Consider the following 20,786-nt stretch of genomic DNA (forward strand, 5'->3'; position numbering starts at 1 on the left):
GAATGCCTGTTTTATATAAAAGAAAACGAGAGAAACAGCTCGAACTATATTTCCGCTGTCTGTCTTCCGTTTGTTTGAATTGTTTTTATCTTACAAACTACTTTACCCGATATGAATTCACCCTTATCAGAGACCGCTTTATTGGGAAACGTTTTTTGAAGAACGTGTTATGGGCATGGAAGATCGAAAATCCGAAAGAGTTAAAAGAGAAAATCATTTGGTTTTTAGAAGAAGGAACACGGCAGGAATTTAATCGTAAACGCCATCAATTGACTCCTCTTTCCGAGGCAGCGCGAAAGCAATTATCGAAAGACCATCCTGACTATGAAAAACTTTATATTGCTAATTACGGATTACATATTTTGACGGATTCCGGAATTGCAGCGTTTGATTATGCATGGTGTATCTGTTTATGTCGGGTCGGTAGAAGACTCGGTTATTTATCAAAACAGGAAGCAAAGAACTTTATGATACAGGCTGCACGACTTTCACAACATGCTTATTCAGATTGGCACGAGTATTTTAACGCCTTTCGTATCGGCAGCCACTTTAACGCAAATGATATAGAATTCATAAATAAAGATAAGTATAATATTAATTACGTATCGCACTTGTTTGATTATAAAAAAACTCTATTGAGTGTTGTTCCATGGGAAAATAATCTACTTAAAGATTTAAGGTGAACTCCCCCCCACTTACCGGTTATCACCGCTTGAAGTGGGGGCTTCCTGATTCTACAAGCATTGCCTATCTCTTACGAGATCCGGTCTTACACGCTCTCCACAGGCGTAGATTATACTGTTCGGACAAGACCTTGCCCTACAGTTATATAGATGTTATGTACATTTAATAAGCTGGCTGATACGCAATTTGCATTAAGCCGGATTTTTCAATGTTAATCGCTGCATTGTGGTCACGATCCAGTATAGTACCACCTTAATCATTTTAATATCATCTTTATTAAATTCCATAATAAGGTCGTTCAATCTACAATTAGGGGTTATTAAAACTTTCTTAATCTCTAAGATGCCTTGTTTTAAATTATTTATTATTTTATTCCTCCCCCGCTAACTCCAACTTTCCCCAATCAGAAGCTACATGTAACTCTTTATCCTGTTCCACTTCATTATTCATATGCTCCTATCTCCTTTCCCAATTATGTATTATTTTTGTACCGTGCTTTATAATCTACATATTCTTTTTTTGCATCTTGATTATTACTTTTTTGACTATTAAAGTATGTGTGTATCTGTAACATATATTCTACTACTTTTCCCTCTTCATTCTTTTTCTTGTAGTCTATATCAATACTGACTTGCAGTATCTGCATTGGCTCTTTTACTGAGTCAAAATGAAGTACAATTGTCGCCCCATCATATTCATCATATTGTATTTTTAGCTTGTCATTAATAATACTCTGAAATTCTGATTAAGTTAAGCTATATCCAACTGTATTAGGCTGATCAAATTTCTTTGTATCATCGCCTGGCTTCATCTTTAGTTTCCCTATTCCTTTTAAACGATCCACAATTAAGTTAACGTAAGAAACATCAACATTAGAATCTGGACTTTGTTCCTGCCCATTTTTATACATAATATTTGTACTATAAACGGTTTCTTTTTTATAATTTTTATTTGTCCCTTTTTCCTTTTTATTCTCTATATCAGTAGCAATTGTTTGGGTTGTGTCTCCATATAAACTTTTATCTTTTGTATTATATACACCTTCTGTAGTTTGACGAATTGTTTTACTGTGCTCCCCATCTTCTTTTTGCTCGTACATACTGTATATACCTCTTTGTGTCACATGTGCATATCCATCATCACTCGCAGACATAACCTTCGTCATATCTCCTTCTTCCAAAGCCTTTACAAATGGTTCATAGTCAATCTTCGTTTCTCCTAAACTACACCCTCCCAATAAAGACGCGACTATTGTCATAATAATCATCCCCTTAACTTTCTTTTTCTTCATACCGTCACCTCGTTCGTTACTCTTGGCATTTTCAGTTTGATTATGTTTCCTTTAACATAATAGTATACTTCCTCTCCCATTAAAATCGTAAATGTCCTTCCCTGCTAATTGTAATTTCCCTTCGTCGGGATATAAATTAAAACGCCCCATAATTAACCTCAACCCCTTCCTAATTATTTATTACTATTGAATTGATTTTTACATTCTAAATATTTCGTTTTTGAATTTTGAGTATTTTCAACTTTGTCACTAAAACTCGCAGCAATTTGTTGTCGATGTAACAACATTTTATCTTGATTATTTTTTTTATAATACCTTACTACTAAGGTTATTTCGGTTATACTCATTGGGTGGTCCTTAGTATCTTTGGCAGAATTAAAGCCGATAACAATTGATGCATTTCTAAATTTATCATATTCTAACTTCAAATTATCATTTATTATCTCTTTAAATTGTGACTCTGTTAAACTATAACTAATGCTACTAGGCTCACTAAACTCTTTTATATCTTTGGTGGGTTTCATTTTAACTATACCTTGTAAACCTTCGACAATTAAATTAATAGTCGACACATCTAATTTAGGATTTTCACTTTGAGCTTCACCATTTTTGTATATAATATTGGTACTATATATGTCCTCTTTTTTATAATTTTTTGTTGTATCTTTCTCTTTTTCACTATCAATATCAGTAGTTAATACTTGATTTGTATTTCCATATAAAACTTTATCTTTTGTATTGTATATTCCATCAATAGTTTGATATATCGTTCTATCATGCATCCCATCTTCTTTTTCTTCTTTAGTAACAAAAATCATTTGTTCTTTCAAATGCGCATACCCATCATCACTCGCAGACATTACCGTTTTCATATCTCCTTCATCTAACGCCTTTACCAATCTTTCATACTCAATTTTTGTCCCTGTTTGAGGCTTTGTTTTAGATGAACCACATCCGCCCAATAAAGACGCGACTATCGTCATAATAAGCATCCCCTTAACTTTCTTTTTCTTCATACCGTCACCTCATTCGTTACTCTTGGCATTTTCAGTTTGATTATGCTTCCTTTTACATAATAGTATACTTCATCTTTTCCTAAAGCTGGTTCGTTACTTACATACTTGATGTTGAAAATGCTTTGGTCGTTTAGAGGCATTGCGATGATTGCTGTTGTTAGTTTACTTCGCATTTTCAATGGCAATGCATCTCTGTTTCGGTCCATATATTCATGATGCCCAGCAAAGATAAAGTAGATGCCTACTGCACGAGATGAATCTATTAAGGTTGCTGCCGCTACGTCGTCGATGTAAACAAGTCGATTCAATTCTTCAACGTTTGCGATAACAATGAGTTGTTTTGCGAATGTTGGTATTTCTCTACCTTCTTGTCTTGCTTGTGCTAATTCATTGGATCGTTCGCGAATAGTTTCCATCCACTGCTTGAGATGTGTATTTACATCATTTTCTGCTACGATGTAATGGGTCACATTCTCTTTATATTGAACAAATCCGTATTCGCTTGTATCTACTAACATTACACTTTCAAAATAGGGTTCTGTTGCAAAGTTTTTCTAAGGGAAGTTAAAATGTAAGAAACATGAGGCGAGGAGAATACTATATGGGATATTTTAAAGGAAAACAATTTAAGAAGGATATTATTTTAGTAGCCGTTGGCTACTATTGTCGTTTTTCTTTAAGCTATCGCGATATCTCTGAACTTTTGAGAGAGCGTGGCATATCGGTTCATCCAACAACTATTATGCGTTGGGTCCATGAATATGGAAATTTGATCTATCAAATCTGGAAGAAGAAAAACAAAAAGGTACAATCATCGTGGAAATTAGATGAAACTTATATAAAAGTGAAAGGAAAATGGCGTTATTTATATCGTGCGATCGATAAAGGTGAATATACATTGGATATTCACCTTCGAAAAACAAGAGATCATCAGGTGGCATATGCTTTTATGAAAAGATTGGTGAAGGCTTTTGGAGAACCAACAGTTCTCACAACAGACAAAGCCCCAGCGCTACTTTGCGCGTTTAACAAATTAAAAGAACAAGGTTTTTATAGACGTACAACTCATTGTACAGTCAAACATTTGAACAATCTCATTGAACAAGACCATAGACATGTAAAAAGGCGTTTTGCCAAATCCGCAGGATTTCAAAGCCTTCGTCATGCTTCACGTACCTTGAAAGGTATTGAAACCGTTCATGCTCTATATAAACGAAAACGAAGTTTGCAACAACCAAATTTCGTTTTTTCGACGTATCATGCATTACAACAATTACTAACGATGGCATAAAATCCATCTGCAATCATACCAACTTTTTCTCTGTTAAAAAACTTTGCAACAGAACCAATTATTTTCTATTCCTTTACAATTAATTACTTTAACATTTCCCCCAATTCATTCCCAATTCTCCCTAAAGGCTCATTAGCTTTAACACGTTCATTAAAATCTGCCTTCCATATAAAGAAATCAGATAATCCTCCTCTTGGTGGATATAGATTACTATAAATTAATTTTATTTCATTTATAACATCATCAAAGTCTATATAATTATTATTTTGGCATTCATTTAAAATATTAATTACATATATAACTTCAGATATCTGATAATCTATATCACATTTCTTATTTTCCTCTAATATTACACCCAATTCACTAAAAGATTTTTCTAATTTATCTATTACTAACTTACTTGAACTCACTATCATACCTCCTATTTTATTGGTGTTTCACTTAAAGACTCTACCCCATTAATCTTCCATGGTTCCGAAATGAAAATTTGATTACAATTTTCTCCACCAAGGTAATGCCCTCCTTGATATCCAACCGGCCCTTCATATATTGTAGTTCCTTTAGGAATTTTTATTGCGTATGTTGATTCTATTGGCGAAGTAGCTGTCAGTACACCTGTTTTAGGATCTATCCATTGAGCTTTAACCGCAGAATATATCCGTATAATTAAATATAATCTATTCTAAAAGGTTCTTTAAATAACTTCTTATATCCTCTTGTTCGATTCTAGTGACCTTTTCATCCATATTTTGAAATTTCAAAATAGACTCCTTAATTTCTATTAAAGCATCTACTTCCTGTATTGGAACCTCTTTTTTAAAAACAAATTGTTCCATCTTTTCAAATCCATAATTTCTAGCTTCTTTTTCATCACTTGTACCTAGCGTAATTTTATTTATTTCCAGTATAAACTTACCTATTGCCCATGGAACAAATTCTTTTTCTTTATATATTACCTTGTATTTCAATTTATAAGCCATCTCTACCTCATTAATATCAACCTCTTTTATATATATTACTTTCGAAACGAATCCTTGTTCAAATTTTAATTCTTTAAATCCATATTTTATAGATTCATTTGAATTACTTATAAGCTTCAGTTTATTATCCGATACATTTAATCTATACAAATTATTTTTATGAATAGCATAGTCCCTCATAATTTATTATATTTCCCTCCTAATCAACTATAATCCATCCCAATTCTTCATTAAATTCAAGTTTTGTTGCTACATTGCCAGTTTCTGAATCTATAATATTCAATATATCTCCATCTTGGAAAGCTCTTGCATAACCCCTTTCATATGAAAATTCTGGTAATGCAACATTCTTACTTCCTGTAAACCCTCTTGCAGTAAATGGATAATTATCAGCATTAGCTCCCCACCTTGGAAGCGTCAACTTTGATGGATCATTTTCTATATATTCAATAGCCCCATAAAACTTATCTGGTGCATCAATTGGTGTTGATACACCATTTACTCCATGATCTACTTTCCCAATTATTTATTATTTGTGTACCGTGCTTTATAATCTACATATTCTTTTTTGGCGTCTTTATTGTTACCTTCTTTTCTATTAAAATATGTTGATATCTGTAATGCATATTTTAATAAATTCCCCTCATCGTTCTTTTTCTTGTAGTCTACATAAATACTTAATTCCAGTATCTGCTTTGGATTTTTTGCGCCGTCAAGATGAAGCACAATTGTCGCCCTACTATATTCATCATATTGTATTTTTAATTTGTCATTAATAATACTTTGAAATTCTGATTCAGTTAAGCTATATCCAACTGTATTAGGCTGATCAAACTTTTTGATATCATTGCCTGGCTTCATCTTTAGTTTCCCTATTCCTTTTAAACGGTCCACAATTAAGTTAACGTAAGAAACATCAACATTAGAATCACTTTGTACTTGCCCATTTTTATACATAATATTTGCACTATAAACGGTTCCTTCTTTATAATTTTTGTTTGTCCCTTTTTCCTTTTCATTCTCTATATCAGTAGTAATTTCTTGTGTTGTACCTCCATATAAACTTTTATCCTTCGTATTATATACACCTTCCGTATTTTGATAGATTCTTTTAACGTGTCTTCCATCTTCTTTTTCCTCATACGTACTATATATATCTCTTTGTGTCACATGTGCATATCCATCATCACTTGCAGACATAACCTTCGTCATATCTCCTTCTTCCAAAGCCTTTACAAATGGTTCATACTCAATTTTCGTTTCTCCAAAACTACATCCGCCTAATAAAGACGCAACTATCGTCATAATAATCATCCCCTTAACTTTCTTTTTCTTCTTCATACCATCACCTCATTCGTTACTCTTGGCATTTTCAGTTTAGTAATATTTCCCTTTACATAATAGTATACTTCATCTTTTCCTAAAGCTGGTTCGTTACTTACATACTTGATGTTGAAAATGCTTTGGTCGTTTAGAGGCATTGCGATGATTGCTGTTGTCAGTTTACTTCGCATTTTCAATGGCAATGCATCTCTATTTCGGTCCATATAGTCGTGATGCCCAGCCAAGATAAAGTAGATGCCTACTGCACGAGATGAATCTATTAAAGTTGCTGCCGCTCCATTTTGCTGATTTCACATAACTTTTTAGATCATTACTTTTATCATAAGATGTACGTAGCGCCTCTTGAATTGCTTTGGAATATTGAACGGCTTGCTGTAAGTCGCTATCAATAATCTCAACTTTCCCCATCTTTCTCACTTCCCTTCTGCTGCTTTTGCATTGGCCTTATCTCTGTAATACACGTACCGATCATAAGGCACTTGTCTAGCTGCCGTTAAACTAGACTTTTTCTTTTCTCTTCTTTTCCATACATTTCTTAGCTCGGCCCATCTCTTCTCGATTTGAAACGTACTGGGCTGCAGCATCTAGTGTTTTAAAATTTCGTTACTGTCGGATGTGTTTTACATTTTTAGCACTTATTTAATTTAGCTAGTTATTCTTCAATTGCATAAATACAAAAAAATGACCTCGGATCAATATCCGAAGCCATTTTTAACCTTATATTCTCAAGAACCTTTTTGTAAAACCCTTCATTTTATATGGGTACAGTTCAAATATAGAAAGGGGAAGGCTTATAATTTTTATTCCTTCGTTTCAACTACCTGATCTGTCTGCTCTTTTTTCTTTGTTTCAATTACCTTTTCTACAAACTCATTACGCCACATTTTAAATTTAGAAGCAAATTGGCCTTCAATTTTGTTTCGGTATCCCTCAAATTGGACTTGTACAATATCTGAATGATTAAAGAGTTTATATGTTTCTTCTGTCAAGCCTAATGGATATAATACTCCTCCATAATCATAGAATGTTGTATCATCCAATAATATCCCTCTTGTTGTAATAACATAATCTGCATCTTCATCAGAACTTAATCTTACTACACTTCCTAATGGTAATACCTTCTCCATATAATCTTTCATATTAATTAACCGTCCCTTTTAATGCATTAATTTTCTCTTCTATTTTTTGCCGTTTTCTTTCTAACTGACGAATTCGATCCATGAATGCATCTCGTGTTTTCCCATTCATATGTGTATCAATACTGCTCTCTAAATTTCTAATATCTGTTGTTAAAGAAGCTGCAGTATTTTCAAGTTGTTTCACTACACTCAATATTTGATCTCGCCCGCCGTTATCCGAAAATGTACTATGAACTTTACTCATAATCAAATGCAAATCCATAACATTTCTCCTTACTTATATATTCTATAAATATCCGAAACTTCCAGACTACTTTTAGAACCCTTTAATAATATGCTACCGCCCCTAACTCTTCGTCTTTTGCCATCATGGAAGTAACTGCAGAGGAAACATCCTCATTTAATTGCCTTAAATCTTTTGCTAGCTCCTTCACATCTTTAGAAATTTCACCAAGCAATGAACGATCTATGCCTTTTCTGCTATCGTTCATAAAGAGATTAAGAAGTGATTGACGATGGCTTCTTATATGACTTTCTACAACTGCAGTAATATTTGTATCCATGACAAAATCACCTTTAAACACATCCACAATATCTTTCAAAAGAGATGGTGCTACTTCTCTTGCGATTGCCATAATTTCACCTGGGTTCAAATACACCATAAGAGCTCCCACAAAAACATCTATCGCTGCATTAAAGACTGCTTTTAATACTTCTAACACTTTCTCTTTACATGTAGCTAACTTCGTTTCAATCAAATCAATTGCTGCATCTACCTTACTTTTAATTTCTATGCTAACTGCCATACTAAACTTAATGGCTTCTATTGTAACTTGAGACTTTAGCCCATCAAACTTTTTGTTTAATCTAGAAATACTTTCTTCCACCTGACCCTTTATTTTTCTAAACTCTCTTCCAGCTTGTACACCGTCTGAATATGCAAACAAGGTCGCTATTAAAGGTGCCAGTGGTGTCCCTGTTAGTATAAACTTTACTGCTGAACCTCCTGCCGCTTCCTCTACTGGAGAAACCTTTCTGTCAAACACTTTATATATAGTTCCTGTATACAAAGCTCCTGACGATCGGGCAAGCTCTAAGAATCCAGGAATCCCATCAAACCCTGTATCGTTAGAACTTGGTAATTTATCAAACCATATTAGCTTATCATTCTCCCCATAATCTTTTTTTGTAAAAACGTAAGAATGCCATGCTTGGTTTGGAATTATATACATTCTTCCAGGAATGATAAAATCAGCTGCGTTTATCCCAAGGTGTAGTGGATCATTTTCATTAATAATATTCCTAATGTTCTTCATATCAAATCCGTCACCGAATTTTTCAACATCTCGACTTAGAACAGGAGCTGGATTTAATGTTAACGCTTCAATATTATCTTCTCGATGTCTTAATGCTACCGTGTCAGCTATACCACCACCTAATGAATGTCCTGTTACACTAATTTGCGCATCAGGGTTATTATGTCTAACCTTCGTATAAAACAAATCACCTTGATCGTACTGCTTTACCGCAAGATCCTCGTTCCAATCTCCCAATGCTATTTTATTTGCACCCGTTATATTGTGAAGACCAATTTCACCGTCTGTTTTTGCATCCGTTCCATCTTCTGTTCCTACATATGTTATTACAATTTCTCCTGTTGTCTTATCTTTAAAAGCATATGCTGCAAATCCTGTATTTTCATCTACTTGATGATCCACAAGCTCTGCATTAAAATTTTCTTGTAATCTCTTTATATTTTCTTCTTTGGTTAATTTATTATACGGATCTTTTCCCCCTCTATAAGCATATATATCCTGACCAGCTAGCTCCAATTTCCCCCAATCAGTAGCTACTTTTAACCTTTTAGTGGGTTCCTGTTTCTCATTATTCTCCATACTAGGTTATCTCCTTTCTTAATTATTTATTATTTATTATTTTTTGTACTGTGCTTTATAATCTACATATTCTTTTTTAGCGTCTTTACCATTATCTTGTTTTCTATTAAAGTATGTGTGTATCTGCAACGCATACCTTACTAAATTCCCCTCATCGTTCTTTTTCTTGTAGTCTACATCAATACTTACTTGCAGTATCTGCTTTGGTTTTTTTGCGGCGTCAAGATAAAGTACAATTGTCGCCCCACGATATTCATCATATTGTATTTTTAGTTTGTCATTAATAATACTTTGAAATTCTGATTCAGTTAGTTTATATCCAACGGTATTAGGCTGATCAAATTTTTTAATATCACCACCTGGCTTCATCTTTAGTTTCCCTATTCCTTTTAACCGATCCACAATTAAATTAACGTAAGAAACATCAACATTGGAATCACTTTGTACCTGCCCATTTTTATACATAATATTTGTACTATAAACAGTTTCTTCTTTATAATTATTATTTGTACTTTCTTTCTTTCTATTATCTATATCAGTAGTAATCTCTTGTGTTGTATCTCCATATAAGCTTTTATCTTTCGTATTATATACACCTTCCGTAGTTTGATAGATTGTTTTACTGTGCTCTCCATCTTCTTTTTCCTCATACGCACTATATATACCTCTTTGAAACACATGTGCATATCCATCATCACTCGCAGACATAACCTTCGTCATATCCCCTTCATCCAAGGCCTTTACAAATGGTTCATACTCAATTTTCGTTTCTCCAAAACTACATCCGCCTAATAAAGACGCAACTACCGTCATAATAATCATCCCCTTAACTTTGTTTTTCTTTTTCATACCATCACCTCGTTCGTTACTCTTGGCATTTTCAGTTTAGTAATATTTCCCTTTACATAATAGTATACTTCATCTTTTCCTAAAGCTGGTTCGTTACTTACATACTTGATGTTGAAAATGCTTTGGTCGTTTAGAGGCATTGCGATGATTGCTGTTGTTAGTTTATTTCGCATTTTCATTGGTAATGCATCTCTGTTTCGGTCCATATATTCATGATGCCCAGCAAAGATAAAGTAGATGCCTACTGCACGAGATGAATCTATTAAAGTTGCTGCCGCTACGTCGTCGATGTAAACAAGTCGATTCAATTCTTCAACATTTGCGATAACAATGAGTTGTTTTGCGAATGTTGGTATTTCTCTACCTTCTTGTCTTGCTTGTGCTAATTCATTGGATCGTTCGCGAATAGTTTCCATCCAATGCTTGAGATGTGTATTTACATCATTTTCTGCTACGATGTAATGGGTCACATTCTCTTTATATTGAACAAATCCGTATTCGCTTGTATCTACTAACGTTACACTTTCAAAATAGTCTTTATTCGTTTGAGAAATGATACTTGATACAACTTGTTTTCTTATACTATCGTCTACACTATAAATCATTAAGTGATCATTTACCGCACTATCATGGGCAACAACTTCCACTTCTTTAAAGTCAAGACCCATTGGAATTTGTCCTAATTGTAATGCTTGTTTCACTTGTTTATGGTTACGATATGTCATTAAGTCAATTACTTCTGGCATCATTGGAATCGCTTTAGGAAGCTCTCCTTGCCATGCTTCATCCATTTCATGTGCTTCTTGTTGTAACAACTGAATTTGCTGCAATTCGTCTTCTGCTGTTGTTGGTAATGCTGTTTGGAATAATGTAGGATTTTCTAGTTTTATCAGTGCACGTCCTGTAATTTCTTCAATCTTAATATCAGATCGTCCTACAATACTTGATACTTCACTATGATCAATCATGTACAGACAAGGTTGTACCTTAATGTTATTGTATAGTTGAATGCGTAGTGCACTTTGTCTACCAGCACTAATCAATGTATGAATTCCTACACTTGCACCTTCTCTGACAACTTGCATCATAAGCATTTCAAACTCTTCGTAAAATCTAGCTTCTTTTACCGCATCGTAATTATCAATTGCTACAATGATATTCGGAACTTTATTTCCGCTAGCTTTTTCATACATTTCTAAGCTTGCTACGTCATATTGACTTAACATGCGCTTACGAGCTTTCATTTCTTGATTTAATCGTTCTACCAATTTTAAGCATTTTTCTGTTTCGTCAATTGTAATTGTATCCGCCACATGAGGTAATCCTTTTAATGGTAAAAGACCATTTGTTCCAAGATCGATTAAGTACACATGCAAATGCTCCGGACTATGCTGACGTGTCACATCCATAATAACTGTTTGTAAGAACGTTGATTTTCCGTATCCTGGACTTGAGAAGACTGCAACGTGACCGTCTTTACTTATGTCTAACGTAAGCGGTGTTTGTGCTTGTAGTTCAGGCTGGTCTAGTAAACCAACTGTTGCTTGTAATGGTTTCTTTTCACCTGACCATGCTTCTTTAAAGTTTACTGGATGTAAGTCTTGTAAGAATATTTTCTCTGGAAGCGGTGGTAACCACGGTCTTGGTAATGCTTCAATTCGATTTTCTTCTGTGTAATCATGAATATAATCGATAACCGCATCAAGTTCAGTCGGTACAGTTGTGATTTCCGTTTTGTTTCCGAGTCCACTCAAGTCCTCACTCAAAATCTCATACTGCCCAAGCTCATTAATCGCATAGATCGTCGTATCTAGCTGTTCTTGGTCCTCTTTGTTTTCAATATAATCCGCTCCGCTCCATGCACTTTGGAACAGTTCATAGATTTCGTTATTTCCGACTTGTAAGTACGCGCGGCCTGGCAGTGTAATTTCTGCGGCATCTGGTGTTTTTAAGATTTCGTTACTGTCGGATGCGTTTTGTACTTTTAGTGCTAATTTGAATTTGGAGTTACTCCAAATTTGGTCATCTACGACCCCGCTCGGTTTTTGCGTTGCTAGGATTAAGTGGATTCCTAGTGAACGACCGATACGTGCCGTTGATACTAATTCTTTCATAAATTCAGGTTGTTCTGATTTTAACTCAGCAAATTCATCTGAAATTAAGAATAGGTGCGGCATTGCTTCTTTCGCTTTGCCTTGTTTGTATAGTTTTTGATATTGGTTAATATGGTTTACATCATATTCGCCAAATAGACGTTGACGTTTTTGTAATTCTGCTTTAATCGATGCAAGGGCACGCATACTTTGAGCACCGTCTAAGTTCGTAATTGTTCCTAATAAATGCGGTAAGTTCTTGAATAAGTTTGCCATTCCGCCGCCCTTATAGTCGATCAGTAGGAATGCGACTTCATACGGATGGAAGTTTACCGCTAAAGATAAAATGTACGATTGAATAATTTCTGATTTACCAGACCCCGTTGTACCTGCGACTAATCCATGCGGTCCGTGTGCTTTTTCGTGTAAGTTCAAGTTGACGATGTCATCTTTACCACGTAAGCCCAGCGGTACAGCTAAACTTTTAAATGTTTCGTTTTTCGCCCAGCGAGCCTTAATGTTTAGTTCATGAATTTTTTCAACGCCGTACATTTCAAGGAATGTAACACTTTCTGGAATACTGTTTCTTAAGTTTTGCAAGTGATTCAGCGGTGCTAATGCACGAGAGAGCTCTTCTTTGTTGAAACCATCTGGGAAGTAATCGAGCGTAAAGTGGCGATTCACTAGTTCACCTTTTTCTAAGATAACATTCCCGTTTTTCGCATCGCGAATATCAATAACTGTTTTCACATGTTCCGGTAAACTTTGCATCACATCTTCTACAAAGATGAGAGATACACCAAGTTCGCTCGGGTCTTCGTTAAAGAACTCCATTACACTATGATCTAAAATTAGTTTTTCATCTGTAATCAATACAACGTAATGAGGTGCAAAATACATTTTTTCATTGGAATTGCCTTTTTCATCTAATGCTAATTTGCGTTCCTTCAGGATTTGATACAAACTGTTCAATACTTGATCTCGGCTTCGGTCATGATACACGAACCCGCGAACATTAATATCTCGTAAACTCGCATGCGGTAACCAGCGCATCCACTCCCAGCTTGCTTTTTCTTCTTCTGGGAAAATCGTAATGAATTGTAAATCATAATAACTATGAAACAGAGCTGTTTGCATAACGAGCATTTGCAGCTGTTCGATTACTAATTTTCGTTGTCCGATATAACCTACCGGGCCATTCACTAAGTCGGTCACAACTGGTACATTCTCTAAACCCATATATTGCGAACGTAAGCCGCTTGCAGCTTCTACTAATTCATCTTTGTTTTGCGTAAACTCTTCTTTGTTAAACTGAATTTCAAAACTAGAATCAACGCGGCCCAGTCCAACCCGATATGTCAAGAAATCATGGTGGAACATTGTTTTTTCATAGATTTGCGAATCTACTCTTACTGCCATATCACGAATTTGTTCAATGTTTGGATAGTGATAATCTAAAGCGTGCCTTTGCTCTTCACTTGCGGCATACAATTCTTGCGTTTTCTGCTTCAAATAATTTTGATAACTTTCATTCCGTTCTTTCGTATCAATTCTGTATTTCTTTAAATTCTTTAAATATGTGGTTAATGCAATAATTACTGTTACCACTGTCATCCCGAGTGATGCGATAATAAAAATCCCGCGGGGCTGAAAGATTGAAACGACTACAGTCAACACGATCATCACAATCGGCGGGACGATCATCTGTGCCAGTTGTTCACTTGGTTTTGACGGTAGGTGAGATGGCTTTCCAATCGTGAGTTTTTCCTCTGGCTCACGGTAAATAATCCGCGGGGAACGATGATAATTCGGATATTCATCACCTAAATCATTATCAGCTTCCATTAAAGGTGTTAATTTTGATGTAATGCGATTAGGTGAAGCTAATATTTGAATATCTTCTTTCCCAACTTTGATTGTTACACCATCAAAATACAGTTGATCGCCTGGTTCAAGCATTGCCTCACCAGTCATGCGAAAAAAGTTGTGATATACATAGCCGTCATTCACAACGACTTTAAAGCAATCTCCCCATGTTTCACGGATAAACAGCAAGTTAGCAGCTGTCATATTTTTAATTGTCACATCATCGCGATCCGTTGCGCCAAACGAAATACTATACTTGGACGCCATGTCATACACATACTCTTCTCCTGCATCCGTTAAGTAAAAATGCATTTGTTTCTCTTTCGTAATATCTAGAGTCACATGTTCATTTGCACGTAATGCTTCATCCTCAAGTTTCCATGCTTCGCCGTCCCACTTCACCACTACACGCGTTTCCAAGTCCGCGTAAGTAACTGTGTCGGACCATTCATTTCCGATTGTGACTAATTCACGTTTTTTCGGATTAAGATGACATTTATGTAGTTGATTACCGTAACTAATTGTTAGTAGTTGTACCATCTCTATCTCCCGTTTCTTTTATTTTTATTTCGTTTGATGTCTAGTTCTCTTTATTTCCTGATGGGTTCTTATTTGATAAGTCATCTGAGGAATTTGTATTATATTTTTTTTGGTAATCTTCCAATTGTTTCTGATATTTCTGTACTTTTTCTTCACGCGCTGAACCAGTCAACTTCGGATCATTTTTCACTTGTTCAATTTGTTTAATTAATCCGTACATAATCAATTGCGGATCATCGATATATTTCGCAAGATCTAAAGACTTAGAGAAATCTCCGCGCCCATTGTAAATCCAATATAATAAATAATTTTTATCACTTTTTAGACTCACATTCTTCATAATTGCTGCTTTTTGATCATCTGTTAGTTTTTCTGCCTTTACGTATGAAGAAGCTAAAACATATTTAGATGCATCCGGTAGTTTTTCAGGATCTTGCTCCTTTAAAGTGCTAATTACTTTATCGTAGTCTGTCGCCAAGAAATTCTTATCTGCCTCTAACAATTTATTTTGATACGGCATTTTTACAAAACTGAAATAGCCAAGCGGTACTGCGAGAACAATCGAAGCAACAATCATAAAAATGGATAATCGTTTAAATAAACGGAATCGTTTTTTCGGCACAAGCTGCATATTTTTCTCTGTTGTCGTTTGTTCTCTTCTGTAATGCTCATTTAACAACTTTACAAGGTCATCAAATGTACCAACCTCAACGACATTACGTTCGAATGCTGTATCTTTTGCATTGTTCAATGAACCAGAATACAATTCATCAAAACTATATTTTTTCGAGAATATTGCGACAACTAAACATTTATACTGACGTAAAAACTTCTCATCATCTAAGCGATACGGTGGTACAATATCACGGATACCACGATAAACTAGATAGGGCATATAATTGTCATCAAATACTAGATTGTCTGGATGAAGGAAGAAAGTTTTTCGCGTTTGTAAGCACTCTTGAAAACGAGCAACATTAAGCAATAATCGTAATTTATCGTTCTTTCCTAGTTTGTGTACATCTTCCCATTCCTTTGTATATCCCTTAACGTTGAACTCAAATGTAAACATATCTTCATGATCTTCTACTGTAGCCGGTACAAAGAAGTTAGATTTTTCTGTGATTAACTCCAGTTGCCGCATGTCCTTCACACGCGTCTGTGATTTCGATAATTTCAATGTCCGTATATGCTCAGTCGTTTCAAATAGATACTGCATCGAATCTAGCTGAATCGTTCTCTCTGTCATAGTCTCTTACTCCTCTTTTTCATGTTCTTTTCTATATAAATTCATTTTGATTTTTCAACATATAAGTCGCTGCTATGTTGAAGTGATCCACTCTTGCTTTCTAGCTTTGTTTTTTGGCAAAAGCAGTAACTGACCGCTTCTATGCACGGTCAGTTACTCTCACCTAACTAAAAAGAAAGATTTTAATTCTACAAAACTTTTAATATATCCCCGTCCGTTACCTGATAATCAATTAACCGATCATCGTCAGTGAGTAACAGTTCTTTATTAACAACCTTAATAGCGCAGCGAGAAACTTCTATCACATCAAGTTTTAGTGCTTCAGCAATGTTCATGAGCAGCTGTTTGACGGGCTGGTGGGTCGGGATACGCAGATCATATAATCTGCTATCCCATTTACTAAAGTCAATTGTGACATTAATATGTGTTTGTCCTGCCATACTTCCTTCTCCCTTACTGCCAAATTTTCCGTATTACAACATAAATGCCGCAGCAAATTGCTAGTACTACACCAGATAGGATTCCTATCATTTGTGTACTGATAGGCTCCGTTTCTAGTTGATTAGTGTTTTGGTCAGCGTTAACAGCGTTGCTAACCGTATAATTTTGAGCAAACAAGCTGTTTTGTCTGTCCTTCACAGTTGTATCCTTCTTGTCTGATGTTACAAACAATGAGTCATTTAATGCTTTCGTTTCGCCCTCTATTTGTTTCTGCTTCTCTTTAATTACATCTTTTGTTTGTTCTTTAAACAAGTCTGGTGCGTGTTTTTCAAGCTCAGTTTCTTGGGGTTCCTTTTGTTCCTTTTCGACTTTTTCCTGTTGCATCTGTTCCACACGATCCGTTTTCAAATCTATCTTTCCGTTATGATCAAGATAGCTGCCCGTATCAGCGTGAAGGGACGACGGAGCAAGAAAAAGCAACAAAAAAACAGTAATGAAACTAGCTCGTATGAGAATCAGCTTCATATTCATCCCTTTCTTCTGCCCGGTATTTGCGTATGACGAATAAGTTTACCACAAGGCCAATAGCGACAGCTGCCATTAAACTATACATAATAGTCGACCAATTTGCTCGGTCGTTTGCAAAACCAGTAATCATAATCTCAATATATTGAAGCGGTGAAAATTCACGTATTTTAGCAGCAGTCGACATTTTATCAAGATTCAACCCAACTGCATCTGTCAGGAACAGATACAGGCTAAACGTGGCTAGCAAAATAAACATTCCGACCATTTTCATTTGGCGTAATAAGTAGCCTGAAATGAGAACTAGCACTAACATAATGCTGGTAAACATGCTGATCCATACTGGGAATTCTGCATGACTAATTTTCAATAAATAGCCTGAAATACCGCCAATTAGAATCCCTTCAACTATTCCAATACCAACTTGAACAGCCGTAGTTGGTACGTTTTTCAGTACCAATGACATCTCTTCCTCAAAAGCACTTTTTTCTATACGTTTTCGTTCTTGGTTTGAAATTACATAAGCTGTAAATAGAGAAACAATGAAGCAAATCAGTACTAATAAATATGGTGTAAACGTATCTGCGGCTACAACAACACCATCGTTTTTCTTTTGCACTGGGTTTGCAAGGAAGCTATATAAATTTTCGTTTTGTCGATCGCCAACGCGACTGTTTGCGAGAACTTTCGTGAAATTTTTCAAGTAATCTTTATCATCAATTAGTTTCTTACTTAGATCACCCGAAAGCCTTGTCGCCTGACCAACTAGCGAATCTCCACTATCTTGAATCGTTTTCGCCTGGTCATCAATATTATCAAACGTTTTATACACATCGTCAGTTGATATTAAGTTACCCTTCGACTGATCAGCGAGTGTCTGACTTTGTATAAAAATAGACTTGAATTCCCCGTCTAACGCAAGCGTCGCCGTTTGTTCACCATCACTATTTGTCACAACTTTCCCTTGTTGATCGATTAGTTTATTGCTTGTTTCACGCCATGTTGCTAAATTTTTTAACGTTTGCGTAAGATTCGTATTCATCGCGTTTGCTTGCTCAGTTGTCTGCTTAATTACTTCTGTTAAATGTGTAGAATTTTTATCTGCTTCATCAACCAATTGAAGATAAGCATCTACTTTGTCTTTCAAATCTTTTGTTTGTTGCTGTACTTCTTCTGTCGTTTGCTTAGCAATGTATTCCGCTAATAAGTCAAGCACATCGCGTTTGTTGAACAGGTAGTATAATGAATTTTGATGTGATTCTGTTAAATCCGTAAGTGATTTTTGATTAAAATTCTCCGGTAAATCGGCTGATGCCTCAAACCCGTAATACAAGTTATACATGTTAGATAGTTTTTGATAATTTTTAATCGTATCTTCAACTGCTTGTATAAGCTTATTAGTCGCATTCGAATCTAACGACGACATAACTTGGTGAGTAATGTAATTATTATTTACAGGTTTCCATTCCCCTTCTGTATTCGTCTCTTCATCTTTTTTAGGGGGCTGCTCTGTTTGTGTCTCTCCATCACTTTTTCCTGGCTGTTCTGTTTGTGTCTCTCCATCACTTTTTCCTGGCTGTTCTGTTTGTGTCTCCCCATCACTTTTTCCTGGCTGGCTACCACCATTTTGCGTTTGACCGCCACCTTCACCTGGCTGGCTACCACCATTTTGCGTTTGACCGTCACTTCCACCTGGCTGGCTACCACCATTTTGCGTTTGACTGTCACTTCCACCTGGCTGGCTGCCACTATTTTGCGTTTGACTGTCACTTTTTTTTACCTTCTTCAAAGGATTTTGATAAGTAATCGTACGTGATTCACCTAGTATAGGCGGTTCAGTTGGTTTTGGTTTCATGTCAGATGATGGATTATCAATGACATAATCTGTATCCTCTTGTGTCAAATTCCAACTCCAAGTTACAGGCTCAAAGACAGAAATATTACTTTTAGCATTTTTTAAACGTAATGTCGCTTTAATTTCGAAATCGCCTTTGTCTGTAGCTGGCAAAACAACTTTTTTATTTTCAAGGTACTCCTCTGTGTAATCTGCTTCATTTCCGATAACCAGTTTTACACTTGTCACTTCATAATCGTCTGGTACATTTAATGTGATATATTGCCCTTCTTTTTTCGTAGCTGGCAATACTGCTTTATCGTTTACTTCAACACCAGATGTCGTCAAATTATCTTTAATTTTTTTTATCATTTCCACCATTGGAATAGTATCTGTACCTCGCGCAGGTGTGTAAAGTTTTTCCGCATTATATTTATTTGTGATATCAATAACATTTTCCAGTTCTTTCTTCGTCCCATCTGATAAACCAATGTTTTGAATATCATCTTTATTTAATGACGGTAACTGATTAATAGCCTCTTGAATCTTTTGATTCGCACGATTATCCGGTGCATCAAAGAATTTATTTAAATACACGTCTTGATGACCCTCAGAAGAATTTGAAATTTCCCGCTTTAGCTTTTCAGTTATTGATGCCGTAAGCTCTGGTCCTAGTCTATTTGCTAACTCAGTGTTGTGACTGCGAATTTTCGCACTGTTATCACTCAAATACTTTTGCATACCAGCTGAATCCGATAAAATATTAGGCTGCTCTTCTTTCAACTGAAATTGATCGTAAATTACTTTATTCGCTAATTCTAAATTAGCAAATTGTTGCATTATATCTGTTGTATTCATACTTTGGTCAAACTGAGTCAACTGTGTCGAGAAATCCTTTAAGACAAGGCCATTTGCTTCCTTCATTTTATTAAAATCACCAAAAGCTGTCTGACTGGTCTGATTGGATTTCATACCTTCATTCAAATTGTTGCTAAACCCATTTAAAATCTCTTGTAACCCTTTAAAACTGCCTTTCGCCACACCTGTTTGATCTTGAACACTTTTAAACTGCTGTGTGTAACCAGCTAGCGGGCTATGAACCTCTTTATTGTACACATCGGTGTAAGTTTGTTCTTTTTTTACAAAAGTTGTAATGTTATCCTGCGCATTTTGCAAGTTTCCGATAATGCTAGCGAAATAAACATCGATAATTCGGCTGTTGAAATCTCCAAGTATCGAACTTGCTGTTTTTTCTGCTTCTGCTTTTATATCATTATTACCAGTTGTATTTACCTTGTAGTTAAGCGTCACCTTTTCCGGCGCATTCGACTCAATTGATAATGCTTTTTTGGAAAAATCGTTCGGAATAACGATCATCATATTATAGACGTTACGTGATAGTCCGCTTTCTGCTACCCCGCGGCTAACTACATACCAATCGTGCTTATTATCTTTTTCCACACTCGTAATAAATTCATTACCAAATTCAATCTTTTTGCCACCCAGGTTTGCACCTTGATCTTCGTTAACCAGCGCAACCGTCATCTTTTGTGTTTCTTTATCACTCTTTCCTTTCTTCACTTGATTCAGTGCTAGAAAGGATGTTCCAGTAGACAGCGCAAGCGTCAGTATAATAAAAAATACTATGCTCCACTTTATTTTTTTCACACATCACCACTCCTGCTAGTAAAACTCTTTGTCTGTATACTGTTATTCGCTTACTTCTAGTAGTCGCGAAAACGGATACTC

At 35.5% G+C, this 20,786-nt stretch carries 17 protein-coding genes and 3 pseudogenes; 2 read left to right on the forward strand and 18 right to left on the reverse strand.

The features are described from left to right. Window positions 1–2: 2 nt before the first annotated feature. Entirely contained in the window at window positions 3–683 is a 681-nt protein-coding gene (locus B5P40_RS26560; RefSeq protein ID WP_078177135.1) for a DUF1266 domain-containing protein, read from the forward strand. 473 nt (window positions 684–1,156) lie between these two features. Here the strand turns inward: B5P40_RS26560 and B5P40_RS26565 are convergent. From B5P40_RS26565 to B5P40_RS33790, 3 genes and pseudogenes are all read right to left on the reverse strand, one after another. Beyond that, window positions 1,157–1,975: pseudogene (locus B5P40_RS26565) on the reverse strand (DUF3952 domain-containing protein). 173 nt (window positions 1,976–2,148) lie between these two features. Then, complete coding sequence (locus B5P40_RS26570; protein WP_002193420.1) at window positions 2,149–2,991, reverse strand: DUF3952 domain-containing protein; 843 nt, start codon at window positions 2,989–2,991, stop codon at window positions 2,149–2,151. After that, a pseudogene (locus B5P40_RS33790) lies at window positions 2,988–3,524 on the reverse strand (type VII secretion protein EssC); the annotation flags it as partial. The pseudogene B5P40_RS33790 and the gene B5P40_RS26570, both read right to left, overlap by 4 nt. A 68-nt stretch (window positions 3,525–3,592) precedes the next feature. Here B5P40_RS33790 and B5P40_RS26580 point away from each other — a divergent pair. Continuing rightward, window positions 3,593–4,282 (forward strand): IS6 family transposase, encoded by a 690-nt coding sequence (locus B5P40_RS26580; RefSeq protein ID WP_113710186.1) that lies wholly within the window; start codon window positions 3,593–3,595, stop codon window positions 4,280–4,282. An 83-nt stretch (window positions 4,283–4,365) separates the two neighbouring features. On the opposite strand, the gene B5P40_RS26585 is transcribed toward B5P40_RS26580, so the two are convergent. From B5P40_RS26585 to esaA, 15 genes and pseudogenes are all read right to left on the reverse strand, one after another. Next, a complete protein-coding gene (locus B5P40_RS26585; RefSeq protein ID WP_113710187.1) occupies window positions 4,366–4,692 on the reverse strand; it encodes a hypothetical protein in 327 nt (108 codons plus the stop codon). Between the two features lie 267 nt (window positions 4,693–4,959). Beyond that, window positions 4,960–5,442: a hypothetical protein gene (locus B5P40_RS26590; RefSeq protein ID WP_113710188.1), complete on the reverse strand. Its 483-nt coding sequence runs from the start codon at window positions 5,440–5,442 to the stop codon at window positions 4,960–4,962. 19 nt (window positions 5,443–5,461) lie between these two features. Next, entirely contained in the window at window positions 5,462–5,683 is a 222-nt protein-coding gene (locus B5P40_RS26595; RefSeq protein WP_206703389.1) for a hypothetical protein, read from the reverse strand. 101 nt (window positions 5,684–5,784) lie between these two features. Then, on the reverse strand, window positions 5,785–6,603 hold the full coding sequence (locus B5P40_RS26600) for a DUF3952 domain-containing protein (protein WP_113710190.1): 819 nt from the start codon (window positions 6,601–6,603) through the stop codon (window positions 5,785–5,787). Next, a pseudogene (locus tag B5P40_RS26605) lies at window positions 6,600–6,878 on the reverse strand (hypothetical protein); the annotation flags it as partial. The pseudogene B5P40_RS26605 and the gene B5P40_RS26600, both read right to left, overlap by 4 nt. Next, window positions 6,796–7,014 carry a hypothetical protein gene (locus B5P40_RS26610; protein ID WP_002193517.1) on the reverse strand — a complete coding sequence of 73 codons (219 nt, stop codon included), beginning with the start codon at window positions 7,012–7,014 and terminating at the stop codon, window positions 6,796–6,798. The pseudogene B5P40_RS26605 and the gene B5P40_RS26610, both read right to left, overlap by 83 nt. 392 nt (window positions 7,015–7,406) lie before the next feature. Further along, a complete protein-coding gene (locus tag B5P40_RS26615; RefSeq protein ID WP_000656386.1) occupies window positions 7,407–7,745 on the reverse strand; it encodes a DUF4176 domain-containing protein in 339 nt (112 codons plus the stop codon). A gap of 1 nt (window position 7,746) precedes the next feature. After that, window positions 7,747–8,007, reverse strand: a complete 261-nt coding sequence (locus B5P40_RS26620) for a hypothetical protein (RefSeq protein ID WP_000363076.1) — start codon at window positions 8,005–8,007, stop codon at window positions 7,747–7,749. Window positions 8,008–8,071: 64 nt separating this feature from the next. Next, complete coding sequence (locus B5P40_RS26625; protein ID WP_113710191.1) at window positions 8,072–9,640, reverse strand: Tle-like phospholipase domain-containing protein; 1,569 nt, start codon at window positions 9,638–9,640, stop codon at window positions 8,072–8,074. 36 nt (window positions 9,641–9,676) lie between these two features. After that, window positions 9,677–10,489 carry a DUF3952 domain-containing protein gene (locus tag B5P40_RS26630; protein ID WP_016127887.1) on the reverse strand — a complete coding sequence of 271 codons (813 nt, stop codon included), beginning with the start codon at window positions 10,487–10,489 and terminating at the stop codon, window positions 9,677–9,679. Then, the gene (gene essC / locus B5P40_RS26635) at window positions 10,486–14,988 is read right to left on the reverse strand and encodes a type VII secretion protein EssC (RefSeq protein ID WP_113710192.1); all 4,503 of its coding nucleotides are present in this window, start codon (window positions 14,986–14,988) and stop codon (window positions 10,486–10,488) included. Before essC ends, B5P40_RS26630 begins: the two co-directional genes overlap by 4 nt. A 40-nt stretch (window positions 14,989–15,028) precedes the next feature. Further along, window positions 15,029–16,237: a type VII secretion protein EssB gene (gene essB / locus B5P40_RS26640; RefSeq protein ID WP_002191637.1), complete on the reverse strand. Its 1,209-nt coding sequence runs from the start codon at window positions 16,235–16,237 to the stop codon at window positions 15,029–15,031. A 188-nt stretch (window positions 16,238–16,425) separates the two neighbouring features. Further along, window positions 16,426–16,677: an EsaB/YukD family protein gene (locus tag B5P40_RS26645; protein WP_000918627.1), complete on the reverse strand. Its 252-nt coding sequence runs from the start codon at window positions 16,675–16,677 to the stop codon at window positions 16,426–16,428. A gap of 13 nt (window positions 16,678–16,690) precedes the next feature. Beyond that, complete coding sequence (gene essA, locus B5P40_RS26650; protein ID WP_113710199.1) at window positions 16,691–17,203, reverse strand: type VII secretion protein EssA; 513 nt, start codon at window positions 17,201–17,203, stop codon at window positions 16,691–16,693. After that, window positions 17,178–20,705 carry a type VII secretion protein EsaA gene (gene esaA, locus B5P40_RS26655; RefSeq protein WP_113710193.1) on the reverse strand — a complete coding sequence of 1,176 codons (3,528 nt, stop codon included), beginning with the start codon at window positions 20,703–20,705 and terminating at the stop codon, window positions 17,178–17,180. Before esaA ends, essA begins: the two co-directional genes overlap by 26 nt. Window positions 20,706–20,786: the final 81 nt, after the last annotated feature.

Origin of the sequence: Bacillus sp. SRB_8 (assembly GCF_003264205.1) — a bacterium.
Classification (GTDB): domain Bacteria; phylum Bacillota; class Bacilli; order Bacillales; family Bacillaceae_G; genus Bacillus_A; species Bacillus_A mycoides.